17 protein-coding genes and 2 pseudogenes are annotated in these 15,793 nt (G+C 39.8%); 17 read left to right on the forward strand and 2 right to left on the reverse strand.

Features of this window, described 5'->3' with window-relative positions; genetic code table 11:
- The first annotated feature begins 134 nt into the window (after window positions 1-134).
- From ADU22_RS12045 to ADU22_RS25180, 12 genes and pseudogenes are all read left to right on the forward strand, one after another.
- Entirely contained in the window at window positions 135-452 is a 318-nt protein-coding gene (locus ADU22_RS12045; RefSeq protein ID WP_053362366.1) for a PadR family transcriptional regulator, read from the forward strand.
- On the forward strand, window positions 449-970 hold the full coding sequence (locus ADU22_RS12050; RefSeq protein ID WP_053362367.1) for a DUF2812 domain-containing protein: 522 nt from the start codon (window positions 449-451) through the stop codon (window positions 968-970). The genes ADU22_RS12045 and ADU22_RS12050 overlap by 4 nt, the downstream gene beginning before the upstream one ends.
- Window positions 971-1,847: 877 nt before the next feature.
- Window positions 1,848-2,996: an acyl-CoA dehydrogenase family protein gene (locus tag ADU22_RS12055; RefSeq protein WP_053362368.1), complete on the forward strand. Its 1,149-nt coding sequence runs from the start codon at window positions 1,848-1,850 to the stop codon at window positions 2,994-2,996.
- Window positions 2,997-3,123: 127 nt separating this feature from the next.
- A complete protein-coding gene (locus ADU22_RS12060) occupies window positions 3,124-3,918 on the forward strand; it encodes an IclR family transcriptional regulator (protein WP_053362369.1) in 795 nt (264 codons plus the stop codon).
- Window positions 3,919-3,940: 22 nt separating this feature from the next.
- Complete coding sequence (locus ADU22_RS12065; RefSeq protein WP_053362370.1) at window positions 3,941-5,134, forward strand: thiolase family protein; 1,194 nt, start codon at window positions 3,941-3,943, stop codon at window positions 5,132-5,134.
- Window positions 5,135-5,260: 126 nt separating this feature from the next.
- Window positions 5,261-6,229 carry an NAD(P)-dependent alcohol dehydrogenase gene (locus tag ADU22_RS12070; RefSeq protein WP_053362371.1) on the forward strand — a complete coding sequence of 323 codons (969 nt, stop codon included), beginning with the start codon at window positions 5,261-5,263 and terminating at the stop codon, window positions 6,227-6,229.
- A 364-nt stretch (window positions 6,230-6,593) separates the two neighbouring features.
- On the forward strand, window positions 6,594-6,797 hold the full coding sequence (locus ADU22_RS12075; RefSeq protein ID WP_053362372.1) for a hypothetical protein: 204 nt from the start codon (window positions 6,594-6,596) through the stop codon (window positions 6,795-6,797).
- Window positions 6,798-6,886: 89 nt separating this feature from the next.
- Window positions 6,887-7,333 (forward strand): hypothetical protein, encoded by a 447-nt coding sequence (locus ADU22_RS12080; protein ID WP_053362373.1) that lies wholly within the window; start codon window positions 6,887-6,889, stop codon window positions 7,331-7,333.
- A gap of 354 nt (window positions 7,334-7,687) precedes the next feature.
- Window positions 7,688-7,951: a metal-sensitive transcriptional regulator gene (locus ADU22_RS12085; protein WP_046523641.1), complete on the forward strand. Its 264-nt coding sequence runs from the start codon at window positions 7,688-7,690 to the stop codon at window positions 7,949-7,951.
- 474 nt (window positions 7,952-8,425) lie between these two features.
- Window positions 8,426-8,746: a hypothetical protein gene (locus ADU22_RS12095; protein ID WP_053362375.1), complete on the forward strand. Its 321-nt coding sequence runs from the start codon at window positions 8,426-8,428 to the stop codon at window positions 8,744-8,746.
- A 12-nt stretch (window positions 8,747-8,758) separates the two neighbouring features.
- Window positions 8,759-9,302, forward strand: a pseudogene (locus ADU22_RS25620) (PhzF family phenazine biosynthesis protein); the annotation flags it as partial.
- A gap of 272 nt (window positions 9,303-9,574) precedes the next feature.
- Window positions 9,575-9,691: pseudogene (locus ADU22_RS25180) on the forward strand (GNAT family N-acetyltransferase); the annotation flags it as partial.
- A gap of 143 nt (window positions 9,692-9,834) precedes the next feature.
- Here ADU22_RS25180 and cyoE read toward each other — a convergent pair.
- Window positions 9,835-10,722: a heme o synthase gene (cyoE, locus tag ADU22_RS12105; RefSeq protein WP_053362377.1), complete on the reverse strand. Its 888-nt coding sequence runs from the start codon at window positions 10,720-10,722 to the stop codon at window positions 9,835-9,837.
- Between the two features lie 411 nt (window positions 10,723-11,133).
- On the opposite strand from cyoE, the gene ADU22_RS12110 reads away from it, so the two are divergent.
- From ADU22_RS12110 to ADU22_RS12120, 3 genes are all read left to right on the forward strand, one after another.
- The gene (locus ADU22_RS12110; protein ID WP_053362378.1) at window positions 11,134-11,361 is read left to right on the forward strand and encodes a hypothetical protein; all 228 of its coding nucleotides are present in this window, start codon (window positions 11,134-11,136) and stop codon (window positions 11,359-11,361) included.
- Window positions 11,362-11,497: 136 nt separating this feature from the next.
- Window positions 11,498-11,935 carry a GNAT family N-acetyltransferase gene (locus ADU22_RS12115; RefSeq protein WP_053362379.1) on the forward strand — a complete coding sequence of 146 codons (438 nt, stop codon included), beginning with the start codon at window positions 11,498-11,500 and terminating at the stop codon, window positions 11,933-11,935.
- A gap of 153 nt (window positions 11,936-12,088) precedes the next feature.
- A complete protein-coding gene (locus ADU22_RS12120) occupies window positions 12,089-12,289 on the forward strand; it encodes a hypothetical protein (protein WP_053362380.1) in 201 nt (66 codons plus the stop codon).
- 350 nt (window positions 12,290-12,639) lie between these two features.
- Here the strand turns inward: ADU22_RS12120 and norA are convergent, their stop codons facing one another.
- Window positions 12,640-13,818 carry a multidrug efflux MFS transporter NorA gene (norA, locus tag ADU22_RS12125; protein WP_053362381.1) on the reverse strand — a complete coding sequence of 393 codons (1,179 nt, stop codon included), beginning with the start codon at window positions 13,816-13,818 and terminating at the stop codon, window positions 12,640-12,642.
- A gap of 301 nt (window positions 13,819-14,119) precedes the next feature.
- On the opposite strand from norA, the gene ADU22_RS12130 reads away from it, so the two are divergent.
- Both ADU22_RS12130 and ADU22_RS12135 read left to right on the forward strand, forming a co-directional pair.
- Window positions 14,120-14,578 (forward strand): GNAT family N-acetyltransferase, encoded by a 459-nt coding sequence (locus ADU22_RS12130; RefSeq protein ID WP_069188071.1) that lies wholly within the window; start codon window positions 14,120-14,122, stop codon window positions 14,576-14,578.
- Between the two features lie 81 nt (window positions 14,579-14,659).
- Window positions 14,660-15,277 carry an NUDIX hydrolase gene (locus ADU22_RS12135; RefSeq protein WP_053362383.1) on the forward strand — a complete coding sequence of 206 codons (618 nt, stop codon included), beginning with the start codon at window positions 14,660-14,662 and terminating at the stop codon, window positions 15,275-15,277.
- Window positions 15,278-15,793: the final 516 nt, after the last annotated feature.

A 15,793-nucleotide genomic window follows, 5' to 3' on the forward strand; every position in this document is an offset into this window, starting at 1 on the left:
GTGAAATAGCAGCATAGGAATCCATTCCGAGGCGGGAAGGCAATGAGCCTTCTCTTTTTTATGATGACATGTATATCACTTTGTGATATATTTTAACTATGATATATCATAAAATGATATAAAGGAGAATCAGGGTGAAACAGATAGAACAATTGACTGATTCCGTCTTTTACATAATGGCGGCTTTAACGCAGCCACGGCACGGATATGCGGTCATGACCTTAATTGAAGAAACAACAAACGGAACAGTCAAAATAGGCCCAGCTTCCATGTATACCATCATAAAAAAGTTGCTTAATCAAGACCTTATTTACCTGTATGATGATGGAGACTCACGCAGGAAGGTTTACCTTCTGACAGATAAGGGCCGGGAAGTACTGAGGGAAGATGTACATCGAAAAAAAGTGATGATCCAGATGGCGGAAAATGGACTGGGGGAGGATGAAGGATGAAAAAAACAAAATATATGATGTCTGACGGCTTAGCGTTTTCCGAGGAAAAAGATATGGAGAAGCTGCGAAAAAAATCGCTTCAAGGCTGGAACGTGAAGGATTTTAAATTTATGGGGTATGGATTGGAACGCGGTGAAAAAGAGGATGTGATCTACAGCATCGATTATCGCTCTCTGGCAAATGATGAGGCCGATGAGTACATGGAATATTTCTCAGCGGCAGGATGGACCCATGTCTGCTCAGAAGTCAACATGCATTTGTTCAAAGCGGCACCGGATACCGCTCCCATCTATAGCGAAAAAGATTCGAAAAAAGAAAAGTATCGTGCCGGGGAGAAGCTTGTCTATGGTCTGGCGGCTTTCTTGATACTAGTTTCCTTCTTCTTGCTGGTAGTAAATAAATACGCTGCCGGAACGCTGCAAACCATTGCGAATATAGGCTTTATCATATTTCTGGCGATCACGATTCCCGCCATCATGACCGCACTTGCCATCTCCTTCCGAAAATGGCGGGTCTAATTAATTATGGTACGCTGAGCAGGTCCTATTGACAAAGAAAAAAGGTGCAAACCATCATTGGTTCGCACCTTTTTCGTCCTGCTTACAGGACTGATAGGGCAGTGTCGCTCCTAAATATATTGATTCAAGACCAGTGTTCCAGTCGCCATCTCGGCGAATGTTGCCCCAGTTTTTGCAGTGTCCAATAATCCTCTTGAAGTCGCCGTTAAATCTTTCAATTTAACCAGTCCCTCCGTTGTTTTATTGGTCTTGCCTTCTTCATATACCACTTTATCTGTTACTAAAACATGATCTGTAAAACTTTGGCTGGGTCTTTCACAGCCACCCTAAGAGCAAATGGGCAGGCAATTTATGTACTGAACAAGGAAATCCCTATTTTTTTCAGGGAATTTCTCATCAACCATTAAAAAAGGTAATACCGAGCTTAAAAATAAACGGAAAAATTCCTCTTAAATCTGGAAATACCAACATTTCCTTGGATATAAGGGGAGCTTTTCCGTTTATATGAATCTAATTTTAAAATTTAGTCTTATTTTGATAAGGTAAACGGAATTTCTCCGCTTATTTCTGCCTTTTTAACCCCTCAATAGACATTAACAGGAATTTCTCCGCCTATGAAACCATTGATTTCAAAAAAATCTTTATTTTACCAAATAAACCTGCCTATTTCCCTAGTAAATCGCAAGAATTAATTGAATTATCTAAAAACTATATTGACCCAACAGGAGCTTAGCAGTATGATTGTTCCATATAAGGAATTTTATTTCGTGTACGGCACGAATAATGAAATTGAACTTTTTTTACATTAGTTTCCTGGAGTATGAGGTTCAGAGAAAAAGGGATTATTTAATCTATTGTGGAAAGGAATGAACAACGCATGAATTTCGAATTATCCGAGGAACTGGAACAGTTAAAAAAAGGAATCAGGGATTTTATTGAAACCGAGGTTGACCCCTTGGCACAGGAAATTGAAGAAACAGATGATATACCAGAAAAAATCATGGAGATGTCCAAGGAAATGGGACTATTTGGACTGAGCATCCCTGAAGAATATGATGGATTGGGAATCGACATGGTTGGCAAATGTGCTCTTTATGAAGAATTGGGAAGAACCCATAATGGCTATACCACTGTAATTGGTGCCCATACGGGGATTGGTTCAGTCGGTATTGTCGAGATGGGAAATGAAGAACAAAAGAGAAAGTATCTGCCGCCAATGGCAAGAGGGGAAAAAATCGGTGCTTTTGCCCTGACGGAGCCTAGTGCTGGTTCCCATGCCACCAACCTTAAAACAACGGCAGTGAGAAAGGGAGACAAGTACATCCTGAATGGCTCCAAACATTATATAACCAACGCTCCTATTGCGGATGTTTTTACAGTTATGGCGGTAACGGATCCATCAAAAGGGGCAAAAGGGATTACATCCTTTATAGTTGAAAAGGATTTTCCAGGCTTCATCATAGGGAAGAAAGAAAAGAAAATGGGGCTTCATGGAAGCCATTCTGCTGAAATCTATTTCGAGGATTGCGAGGTTCCCGCCGAAAATGTACTGGGGGAAGAAGGGCAAGGATATGTAAACGCTTTAAAAATTCTGGCCAATGGCAGAGCCGGCCTAGCCGCCCGGAACCTGGGCTCAAGTGACAAACTGCTGGAAATGTCTTTTCAGCATGCGAATATGAGAATTCAGTTTGGCAAACCGATTTTCGAGCAGCAAATTATCCAGCACTACTTGGCGGACATGGCGCTCGATATTGAAGCATTGAGAAGCATGACCTACCGGGTAGCGTGGATGGTCGACCAGAAAAAGAGAGTGGTCAAGGAAGCGGCTATGGTCAAATTGCTGGGCTCCGAAGTATACAACCGAGTAGCGGACAAGGCTGTCCAGATCCATGGTGGAATTGGATATATTGCTGAATTCCCGATTGAACGTTTCTACCGTGATGCGAGAATCACCAAGATATATGAAGGAACATCCGAAATTCAAAAGAATATCATTGCCGCACAACTAAAGCGTGAATACTTGTAAAAGGGTTTGGTGCTGAATACAGTAGGATTCGCTTAAAAAGGGAAGCCATGTTTAGAAAATAAATAGTGTTAAGGAATGGAGTTTCGTTCGTTGAACAAACTCCTAATCTGATAAATGAGGGTTTTGTATGGAAATGAAAAAAGAACGTTCCGAGGTACCTGCTTTAGAAGCGACGATAAAAATATTAGAATACCTAAGCCGTTATCATAACCGTGAAAGCAGTCTGGCTGATATTTCAAAAGGTGCAGATATCAATAAAAGTACATGCCATCGCATTCTTAAGGTTCTCGAGCACCATAACTATGTGTTTTACAATGAGGACAAAAAGCAGTACAGCTTGGGTTCCTACCTGGTTGTACTTGGTGCGAGGGCCACTGAATTCATTGACTATCTTGATATTTGCAAACCGCATCTCGTGGAGCTCAGTAAAGAGACGCAGCAAACAGTCGTTTTACTGGAGCCAATCGCCAATGACAAATTAATGTATGTCGCAAAGGAAGAACCGTCCCTGCCGGTTCGGGTAACAGTAAGCATCGGTCAACGTTTTCCTTTGACGAGTGCTTCTTTTGGTAAATGCTATCTAGCCTTTATGGATGAAAGCAAGGCAGATGAAATTATCCGGAAAAGCGGGTTTAAACCATTCACCAGCAAGACGATCACGAACGTGGAAGAGTTTAAACAAGAACTAAAGAATGTTAAAAAGAAAGGCTATGCTGAAAGTTATGAGGAACACACGCCAGGTGTGTGCGGGGTTGCAGCACCTATTTTCAACCTAAATGGTGAAGTGAAACTGGTTCTTAGCTGTGTGTACTTATCAAACGAACCAGATGCAGACGCGTCTTTCTATGGGGAAAAAGTATTGGAAGTTTCGAGAGCCATAACAAAGGTATTGGGCGGGAGGCCTCCGATTGGAGTCTCCTAAAACAAACTAGGAGGCGTTGATATTGAGAAAGGCTGTAATTGTTGATTCGGTACGTACACCTGTCGGAAAAATGGGAGGAAGTTTGAAAGAGGTGGAAGTGGACTTCCTTGCCGCCAAAGTGATTGAAGAAATTGCAGGGCGTACCGGAATAGAAAAAAAAGAAGTGGATGAAGTGATTCTGGGCCAGGCGAAACAAAGTACAGACGCTCCGAATCTTGCCCGCTTAGCGCTTTTACGTGCGGGACTTCCAGTCGAGGTGCCAGGCTATACCGTTCACAGACAGTGCGGATCAGGACTGCAGGCCATTAATAATGCGGCTCTGCAAATTATGGCAGGAATGTCGGATGTGATTATAGCGGGCGGGGCTGAATCGATGAGTACGGCACCATATTATATACGGAACGCCCGTTATGGATTCGGCTCAGGGAATGGCCAGTTAATTGATCCTAATACGGAAAGCCAGCCGCGCTCCCAGCCTATTGAGGTCTATGGAGATATCACAATGGGATATACAGCTGAAAATCTGGCCGAACAATACAGTATCTCCAGAGAGGAACAGGATGAATTTGCGCTGCGCAGCCAGGAACTTGCACACCAGGCCATTAAGGAAGGGAGATTTAATAAGGAAATCACCTCTTATAAAATCAAGCAAAGAAAAGAAGAAAGAATCTTTGACACAGATGAACACCCGCGGTCGACAAGTCTGGATAAACTGCGAAGCTTAAACCCAGTGTTTAAAGAAAATGGTTCCGTGACAGCAGGGAACAGCAGCGGGCGAAACGATGGGGCTTCAGCTGTTCTGGTGATGGCGGAAGAGGAGGCCCGCAAGCGCGGCTTTAAACCAAAAGCCAAAATCCTTGCGCAAGCTGTGTCAGGGGTTTCACCAGAAATTATGGGGATTGGTCCAGTGACGGCGACAAGGAAGGCATTATCTCTGGCTGGTCTCTCTTTGGAAGATATCGGATTAATCGAATTGAACGAGGCCTTTGCTGCTCAAGCTCTGGCTTGCATCAAGGAATTGAATGCGAATCTGGATAAGGTCAATGTAAATGGCGGGGCAATAGCATTGGGGCATCCACTTGGCGCAACAGGTGCCGTCCTAATGACCAAACTATTGCACGAAATGGAACGCCGTGGGGAAAAGTATGGATTAGTGACCCTCTGTATAGGCGGAGGACAAGGAATCACCACCATTATCGAAAATATGCAAGTGTAATAGTGTAAGAAAACAAAGGGTGCCTGACTGAAACGGTCAAACGGAACGGGTCTTTTTTATTAGATTAAGAAATAGAAATAATTAGATGAGAAATCTTGCAAATACCTCTAGTGAAGGAGCCTGTTTATGAAAGCGATCGTTTCACCAAGATATGGTTCACCCGATGTTCTTGAAGTGCAGGAGGTTGAAAAACCCTTTCCAAAAGACAAGGAAGTGCTGGTGAATGTTCACGCCGCTTCCCTGAATTATGGAAATCTGGTGCTTATGAAAGGGGAGCCGTTTTTGGCGCGCTTTGCTTTCGGACTCCTAAAACCCAAATACTTAATCCCCGGGGGAGACATCGCAGGCCGGGTGGAAGTAGTAGGGAAAGACGTTATTGAGTTTCAACAAGGTGATGAGGTATTTGGAGACCTTTCCGGCAGCGGGTGGGGCGGCTTTGCACAATATGTATCTGTACCAGAAAAGGCTTTGGTGCTGAAACCATCCAACCTTTCCTTCGAAGAGGCGGCGGCTGTGCCTATGGCTGCCGTAACGGCCCTGCAGAGCCTGCGGGATAAAGGCAAAATTCAGCCTGGGCAAAAAGTGTTAATCTATGGAGCCTCCGGAGGTGTCGGCACGTTCGCTGTCCAAATTGCCAAATCCTTCGGAGCCGAAGTTACAGCGGTGTGCAGTACGAGGAATGTAGAACTAGTTCGGTCGATTGGAGCAGACCATGTGATTGACTATAAAAAAGAGAACTTTCCTGCCAACACACAGACCTATGATTTAATAATGGGTGTTAATGGGTACCAGCCGATTTCCGTCTACAAGCGGGCCTTAAATCCCCATGGGATTTTTGTCCATGTAGGAGGGTCCGGTGCTCAAATGTTTCAGGCCATGGCTTTCGGTCCCTGGATTTCCATGACCGAAGGGAAGAAAGTTGGCAGCTTTTTACAAAGAGCAAATCAAAAAGACCTTTTATTTATAAAAGAGCTTATCGAATCCGGAAAGGTAAAGCCTGTAATTGACCGATGTTATCTGCTAAGCGAGGTTCCCGAAGCATTTCAGTACTTTGCCGAAGGCCATGCCCAAGGAAAAATAGTCATAACGGTGTGAGGCAAGGGGCCGGTTCTCGCTGCTTCCTAATCAATGCAAGACACTCCTTTGGTCAATAGCCAATGGAGTGTCTTGCTTTATCTATAAATATAAATAAAGCTTGGGGTTGCTTCACTTTGCTATTACAATTAGATGTATAAGGAAGGAGGGATATTTTGACAAAGAGGAAGCGTTATTGGATTTTAATGCCACCTTTTCTTATTCTGGTGCTATTATCCTTCTTTACTCTTCCTGATCAGCTTAAGGGGTTTGCAGTCATCATTCCATTAATTTTTTGCTGATTTTGTGGATTTGGAACTATCTCGCCGAAAAAAATGAATAAGTGTTTTTAATAACGTATTTAGGTGAAACAAAGGGGGTGAGATTGATTAAAGGTTCAAAAGGAATGTCTGGCGGTAAGAAGGTAAGGGTGATCATCAGTTTGGTCAGTTGTTTTATTTTAATCATTTGGGGAATTTATCGATTGATTTTTGGCAACCCGACTTCACTATTTATTCCTGCGATCATTGCCTTTGGCGGTCTTATAGGGCTTATTGGCGGGATTGGGGAACTAAAAAAGGTTTCTTGAGGTAAGGGTGCAAGAGTTGAAGTTTCAGTGAGGTTTGTAGAGTCCTATCAAAACTTTAAAAAGCAGGCAATTTAAAGGGAGCTGTGTTGATGAAAAGGGTAATGTCCATGTTATTTTTATTTCTTCCCTTAATCATATTGGGGTGCAGTCAAAACGAGGAAAGCTTTGACCATACGGCACTTAAAGAAGAATTAAAAGAGGAAGGGATTACCCCTAAGCTTCCGACGAAATTTCCAATGACCATAGTAGAGTACGAAAGAGCGATTCCTCCTCATGAAACCGATATTCACGAGGTGATATTCAAAGGGGAGGAAGGTGGAATGAAGTTTTCATTGACTATTCAACCACCCCCGGTTGAATACATTAATTTGGAAAAAGAAGAGGAAGTTACCGTTAATGGAAACAATGGTTTCTTTATACAGGGGCCTGGACCATCCATTCATTGGACGGATGGCGATTATCATTACATATTGACATACTATGGGGAAAAAGCGACCAAAGAAACGATGGTTGGAATAGCAGAGTCGTTTCAGTAGGAAAAAGCATTATGAATACATAAACAGAGGTAATTCAAGATTTTTTTGTGGAGCCTTAATTGTACACAGAAAAGATCTATTCTCGGATTCGGTAAGAATAGATCTTTTCTGCTTATTCATATTTTTGCTGATGCTTCCCAGCGTCAGTTTAAATTTGCTCACAAACGGATGTAAATATACCGGCGATATTGTAAAAGTGTTTAAGTTCATCAAGAACCAGACTGTCCGCAAAGGCTATCGCGGTCTTTTTAATTTCAATAATCCTAATTTGACAATATACAAACGGGGGTATAGTATGGTTTTGTGATTTATTTAGAAGACTTTAACTAAAATTTTATTAAAGGGGGGACAAAGATGGAATACAATGATCAAATGAAAAATAGGCTTAAACGTATTGAAGGACAGGTAAGAGGTATTTTGAGGATGATGGAGGAGAACAAGGACTGCAGGGATGTGGTTACGCAGCTATCGGCAGCCCGGACCGCGATTGACCGTACAATTGGCGTTGTGGTCAGTTCGAATTTGGTGGAATGTGTCCGGATTGCCGAACAAGAAGGAGAAAGAAGCGCTGAAGAATTAATTCAGGATGCTGTGAATCTTTTGGTAAAGAGCCGATAAAAGGGTTGAAAGACTCTTTTATTTTTAATATTATAAATACCCCATTGGGTATTGATGATTAACAGCCGTCCAAGGGCTTAATATTAAAACGAATACAAATAGGTATACTAAATAAAGAAAAAGTTAGGGGGGATATATATGGGCTTCTTTGGCAATCGGAAAGAAAAACGGCGAGAGAAAAAGATTCAAAGGGGAATATGTCCCGACTGCTCAGGAAGGGGATTTTTTTCATCTGGTTTGGAATCTGTTCATGTCCATGATTGTACTACCTGCAAGGGTACAGGAAAAGCATAAGTTGAGCAACGAGCATTGGGCATGTGTTGGATAAGAATTTTTCAGCTAAAGGCTGGTTCAATCCAAGAAGGATTAAACCAGCTTTTTTTTAAGGGTTGGGTATTTATAGTAAAATGTATTTGAAGTTTAAAATACTTATATTAACTTTCTTAGTCGGAATCTAATTGGAGGTGTAATCTTATGCCATTAGAACAGGAAGTAATGGAATTGTTGATTGGTGGATTTTCAATTGTTATGGGAATTTTAATGTTAGTTAATGTGGTCCTTTGGATAAAAAATAAAAATTTTGGTTCGGGATATATCTGGACATTATTGCACTTGCTATTAGTTTCTGTTGCAGCATATTTTGCATCAAAAGCTATTGCAATTGACTACAATCATCCGATGGCTTCAGAAGAAATTTCACTCAGGATAGGTGTTTCTGGAGCTGTTTGGGCATTGAGTATGATTTGTTTGATGATAGCATTATTTAGCTTTTCAAAAAAGAGAAAGCTTAGGTAGGGAATAGAAATAATGGGGAAAATTAATTATTCAATCGTGGATGTCTTTTCACAAGGAAAATATACAGGAAATCAACTCGCTGTTTTTAAAAATGCGGAAAACCTTTTAAATAGCCAAGGAGATTAATTATTCAGAGACTACTTTTATTTTGTTTTGTCAGATATAAAAAAAAATAATGGCTATGATGTTCATATTTTTACACCTAAGAAGAAGTTCCTTTTGCTGGACACCCGACTTTAGGAACTCATATATTATTCAAAATGAAATAATAGGAGAACCAATAGAAAAACTTTTTAAATACTTTGAGTTAATTGAGAATACTGATGCAAAAGCCATTATGGTCTTCTCTCCTGAAACATATAGTGTCGAAGATTTCAACGCTCGAGACTTTGCAGATTATTTCGGTATTCCAGAAGATACAGCTACTGGAAGTAAAAGTGATATTAATATACGTGTAGAACAATGGCATGAAAATAAAAGACCATCTTTATTGTTTTTAAAAGCAAGTGAGGGTAGGTTGGGATTTTATGGTAATATAGAGAAAAGGATAATGGGAGGTATTTGTATGCAAAAAATAACTAATAAACTAGTAGTAAAAAAAGCTATTGTTTTTTCACTGTTTATGACTATAATCATGTCTTTTATTGTAGAAAATCCGAGGCCTAATACCGCCATTTATTTGCTTGTAGTTGGAGTTATTTCATTTACAGGTTTTTGTATTATAAAGTTAATCACTTCAAAAGCATATAAGAAGTTCTTAAAGGAGACTGCCGATTTTTAATAATGTTTCAGAACAAAAGTATTACCTAAATTGAAATTGACCTCTTAATATTGGAGGAAGAACGGAATTGTTATTTATATGAAAAATTAGGTTATAACAAAACGGGGGTTAGCAAGAAGTTAAACGATAACACTACCCTAATTTTTAATAAAAAGAATTGTTAACCTTTTCAACTATCAGATGCGAGAGGACAAAAGCAACGCCGAGAGCGTTGCTTCTTTGCTTAGAAATATTTTTGGTGAAATCCTGCCTTATCCTTCCGAATGATGTAGAGTAAAGAAATAAAAGAACCCTTGAGGGGTTCTTTTTAAATTGACATCACGATAATAGATGTAAGAAATAACATCATATGAATTACGGAGTATTTAAACATCCGGTTTGCCCAATGTTCTTCGTTTTGTGCAGTAAATCCGCTTAAAGATAAACCGATCCAGCCGATATTTAAAAGTGTTATGAATCCGATGAAAAGCCAGCCTAGAGATTTCATAAAGAATGGTAAAGGAATCAAACAGATAAGGTAAAATAGAATGTGAATCTTCGTTTTTTTGATGCCTGATACAACAGGCAACATGGCGAATCCTGCCCGTTTGTAATCATCAAATCTTTTTATGGCGATGGCATAAGTATGGGGCATTTGCCAAATGAATACGATGAGTGCCATCATCATCGGAATAAGCTGAAAACTGCTAGATACCACAGACCAACCGATTAACGGTGTTACGCATCCTGATACCGCTCCAATAATCGTGTTCCACGAGTATTTTTGTTTGCTCCAAAATGTGTACAAAATCACATAAAAAAACCAGCCAATGAATGAAAATAATAACACCTCGGCATTAGTAAAAAGCAATAGCAAAAATCCTAGTATGCTTGTTGTAACTCCTAAACTTAAGACAAACTTCTTGCTGAACTCTCCATTAGCACTCGGTCTACTTTTAGTTCGCTCCATTAATTTATCTAAATCGGCTTCGTACCAATTATTCAACATTAAAGCACCAGCAATGACAAAGGAACTTCCTATTAATGTAATAAAGAAAGAGACAATGTGATCAGCAAGTGGGACCTGATTGATATAAGAAGATAAAAAATATCCTGCCAACACAGGGAGCACATTGATAACAAAGACTTTCCCTTTAATGAGGCTGATTAGGTTTTTAAAGAAATTTTTAGGTGTTTTAGTTTGAATTTGATTCATATTCCGCTCTCTCACTTTCTATCCAACAGCTATTAATTTTAACACAAAGATACTTCGAATGCTTATGGTTTATTTTTGAATTTCTATTGCTGCTTTAAGTTCGGTTTTCCAGATGCTTAATGAAGATGGTACAATTTAGGAAGAGGTGAGGTTGTGAGAGTTCTCCTATTTATCTTCTTGCACATACTAATAGGATTAGCGTTAATATATTTTAAGGGCAAATTACCAAAAGCACTAACTTCATTTTCACTTGTTTTTTTAACAATGAGTTTTATATATTGGGGAGCAGTTTTAGTGAATGTATTTTGAGCTAATGGGTGTTAGAGCTCAATTTGTACTCGAAGGAAGGATTGTGGAAAAACGGTAAAATTACCAAATAAATATATTTTTCGAAATAGGGGGTGTTATTAATTGGAGCAATTAGCTCTTACAGGGTCCATTGGGATTTGGATAGGGATATTTACAGCGTTTATGTTGACCGCAAGTCTTTATTTTACTCTTACATACTTTGAGCATTTAAAACAGGGAGATGACCGCTCGATGAAACAGTCCAAGGTCTGTGCGGCAATTACTCTGTTTCTGGCTTTGGTAGTCCCAGGTTTTTATCAACTATATTTATTTAATCAAATGATGTTTTAAATGTAAGCTTCTTAATTAAAACAAAGGGGTGCTTTCCAAAAGGTCTGGCTGAAAATATAACGCGACCTTATTCTTATTCAACTAACGTTTAATCGGGGAATATTACATAGAATCTTGGAAAGGTTTGAAGAAATTAATGGAGATAAGAAAACCAAAGGATTTGGAATTTAAAACGATTTTGTCTCTCTCTCCACAAGCTGTGTATGATGGTACATTAGGTGATGTAAAACCTTCGGATGAAAAAGTCAATCAACTTATTGAAGCCCTTTTGCAGAAGGGAAGTTATTATTTAATAGCAACAGAAAATGATATTTTGTTTGGTTGGATTTTAATAGGGGCAAGTAAGGACCAATTTACAGATAAGAAGTACGGTTTTATTTATGAACTATTTGTTTTAGAGGAATTTAGAGGAAATGGGATTTCAAAACAGCTGATGGAAAAAGGTATTGAGCATCTAAAGAAAGAAGGATATTCCGAAGTCCGTTTAAGTGCATTTGCAGGAAATCAAGCAATTAAACTGTATGAAAAATTAGGATTTTACATAAGAACAGTTACTATGAGTATGCCAATTTAAAACAGCTGTCTTACTGAACTGACGGTGCATTGGATTAGCGCTATTTTTGTGGAATTATCTTATTGAACAAACGGGGCTTAGTTTTAAACGAAAAAACTTGAAACTTTTCCGCAAGGATTCAGGTAAACAAATATAAAAAAGGGGGGCAATCCTTTGTTTGTATTAGGTTCATCTCAAGGCGGGCTTAATGGCGGAGATATTCTATTCCAATTCATCATGCTTATTCTCTTGCTGGCCACAGCAGCAGTGATCATAAGTGTGTTCATGACTATTCGCAAAAGAAATGATAGGTTAAAGCGAGTTGAAGAGAAGCTGGACAAACTTTTGACTGATAAGGAAAATAACCATACTTAAGGGACTTAACAGGAATTAAGATTTTTGGTGGTGGTACCTTGAATTTTGTCATAATGTCATTTTCTTTTATAGTTTCGGCAATTGTATCTATTTTGATATTAATTAATAAAAACAACAAATTATTTAGTACGTTATCTGCATTTATTTTAAATTCATTAATCTTGGTAGGAGCAACTTGGAGCTTATATATTACTGATGAGGAAGCAAAACTGTTTGGCTTTGTGCATTATGACTTGGTATTTTCCATACCAATAATCACTTGGGTTAACTTGTTGTTACTGACTTGCTATAATAGAAAAGGAGCGTCATGAGTGACGCTCCTTTATGCTGTGATGCTTTTTGCTACGGACCTAGATCATGGACCTCTGTTGAACAGGGGCGGGCTTTTTCCAGAACAGCGTTAGCCCGATCCCTGCAATTAATACCAATGTTGCAAAGTAGTATGGGTAGTTTATATCTATATCGAATAAAATGCCCCCTAAAATCGGGCCGAAGATGTTCGCGAGACTAGTGAACATCGAGTTCATGCCCCCAACGAAGCCTTGTTCATTCCCCGCGATATTGGATAGATAAGAAGTAACCGCGGGGCGGAACAGGTCAAAGCCGACAAACACGATGAAAGTTACAAGTAAAATTGTAAAATAGGAATGAACTACTGTCATTAAATAAACCAGAACAGCGGATAAAATCAAACAATAGCGGATCAGTTTGATTTCTCCCCAAATTCGTGCCAGTCGATCAAAAAGAAGGACTTGGGCAATCGCCCCGAAAACGGCCCCTCCTGTGATGACGATGGCGATATCAGCTGGAGTAAACTGGAATTTATGATCCACAAACAAACTAAAAAACGATTCAAATGCAGCTAAACCAAAGGAAGCAATGAAAATTAGCACAAACGGGATGAAATACAGCGGAGCAAAAATCCGCTTAATCCCCATTTTTCCTTCAGCGACATGTTCCGACTCTTCCACAGAACGCTGCGGTTCGGTTAATAAAAGGATGGAAAGAATCCCGGCAATCGTACCAAGACCTCCCGCAAAGAAGAAGGGGACCCGGGTTCCCAAGTCCGCTAAAAACCCGCCAATTCCCGGCCCGATAATAAATCCTGTACTGATAGCAGCCGACATGTACCCGAGTGCTTTAGGACGGGTTTCTCTCGTCGTAATATCAGCAATATAGGCAGTCACAGCCGGCATGATGAACGCGGCACTTACTCCACCTAGAATACGAGAAACAAATAACGTTTGTATTTCTTTCCCTAATCCGAATAAAAACTCAGAAAAACCAAATAGAAAGAGACCAATGACAATCATGATTTTTCGTCCGAACTTATCGGCCGCCCTACCAGCTAAAGGCGAACAAATTAATTGAGCGATCGCAAAGGCGGCGGTTAAATAACCGATGACCGTCCCAGTGATGTTTAGCTCATTCATCAAGGTAGGCATAACAGGAATCACAAGGCCAATCCCCAAAAAGGCTATGAACAAATTGATCAGCAACAAGCTTAAAGTAACTTTATAACTCTTCATTTTTTTATCTCCTTAACATAACCCTTTAATAATCTGAAATGCCTTTAAAGCTAAAAGGAGCCAAACGATCCAAATAAAGATTTGTCCGTTTGGCCTTTGGTTTTTATGGAAGACTAATCCTCTCCAGTATATAGGATTTGGCATAAATAAGGAATCAATTGAAATTCATCTGGAAATTAAGAACGGTAACTCGTTATTTTTTAGTATTATGGGTTTAGGAGCTGAAGTCCATTTACTTGGAAGAAGGAGTTATAAATAAGAATGAAACATACAATGCCGATTCAGTGAGGAGTGTTTGATGTTGAATTATCGCAGAGCAGACCTGAACGATATTGAAAAATTGGTTGAACTAAGAAAAACACAATTGATTGATGAGGGGCTGGAACCCAATATTGACATTGATAAAGAACTATCCGTATTTTTTAGAGATAAGCTAAGTGAAGGCAGGCTGATCCAATGGCTTGCAGAAGATGAAGGGGAAATTGTCGCTTGCGGCGCAGTAATTTTTTATGATTTCCCACCAAGCTATACCAATAAAACTGGAAAAAAGGCCTACATAGCAAATATGTATACAAACCAAAACTATCGCGGTAGAAGATTAGCAACAAACTTGCTGTTAAAATTGGTTGAGGAGGTCAAATTATCTGGAATATCAAGAATATGGCTTGGTGCTTCAGAAATGGGAAGACCTGTATACAAGAAGTTTGGGTTTAAGGAAACGGACGAGTATTTAGAGTTGAATATTACTGAAAGATCCTAATATTTTAGCAGGCAATTTCTAATAAGTATTGATTTTGATCCATGAAGGATTAAATAAGGTGAAAATTAGGGGTGAATAAAGTTGGAGCCTAAATGGCTGGAATGGGCAAAACAGCTTCAATCGATTGCGCAAGCAGGGCTTACTTACTCTAAAGACGTATACGACTTGGAAAGATTTGAATTGATTAGAAACCTAAGCGTTGAAATGTTGGCAATGCATACGGATGTGAGTCGGACAGTAATAAAAGATTTGTTTGCAAATGAAACCGGCTATGCAACACCTAAGGTTGATATTAGAGCGGTTGTGTTTAAAGATAATAAAATTTTAATGGTCAGAGAAACCACAGATGGAGGTTGGGCGTTACCTGGGGGATGGGGAGATATTGGCTTAACTCCAAGTGAAGTTGCGGTCAAAGAAGTGAAAGAAGAATCAGGCTTTGATGTGAAACCAATAAAGTTAACAGCTATAGTTGATAAGAAATGCCACCCGCATCCACCTTCCCCTTACCATGTGTATAAAATATTTATACAATGTGAAATCATTGGCGGGGCACCAATGGAAGGTGTTGAAACGGATGCAGTGGACTTCTTCGCAGAAGATGAACTGCCGCCTCTATCGGCAGCAAGAAATACAAAATCGCAAATTCGTTTAGCATTTAAACATTTACACAATCCACAAGAACCAGTCTATTTTGATTGATATTCTTGAATTCTATTTAGTAGTTTCTAGAGGAAGGCGTTAATCCAGGATTAACGCTTTTTTTTGATGGATTTTTTATTGAGGGGGGTTAGTGGTTGGTAAAGAGTCACTGAGAGGTGGTGTCAGTACCCGAAATCAGTGGGATGAGAGAAAAATGGGCACTGAGAGGTGGTGTCAGTACCCGAAATCGGTAGAATGAGATAAAAAGGGGCACTGAGAGGTGGTGTCAGTACCCGAAATCGGTGGGATGAGAGATAAAGGGGTACTGAGAGGTGGTGTCAGTACCCGAAATTAGCGGAAAGAGAGAAAAAGAGGCACTGACAAGCCCTCTCAGTACCCAAAATCAGCAGAAAGAGAGAAAAAGAGTCACTGACAGACGTCCTCAGTATCCAAAATCGGCAGGATGGGAGAAAAATGGTCACTGACAAGCCGCCTCAGTACCCAAAAACGGCAGAGTGAGAGAAAAATGGGCACTGACAGGCAGTCTCAGTACCCAAAATCGGCAGGATGGGAGAA

The organism is Bacillus sp. FJAT-27251 (assembly GCF_001273925.1).
In the GTDB taxonomy this organism is placed as follows: domain Bacteria; phylum Bacillota; class Bacilli; order Bacillales; family Cytobacillaceae; genus Mesobacillus_B.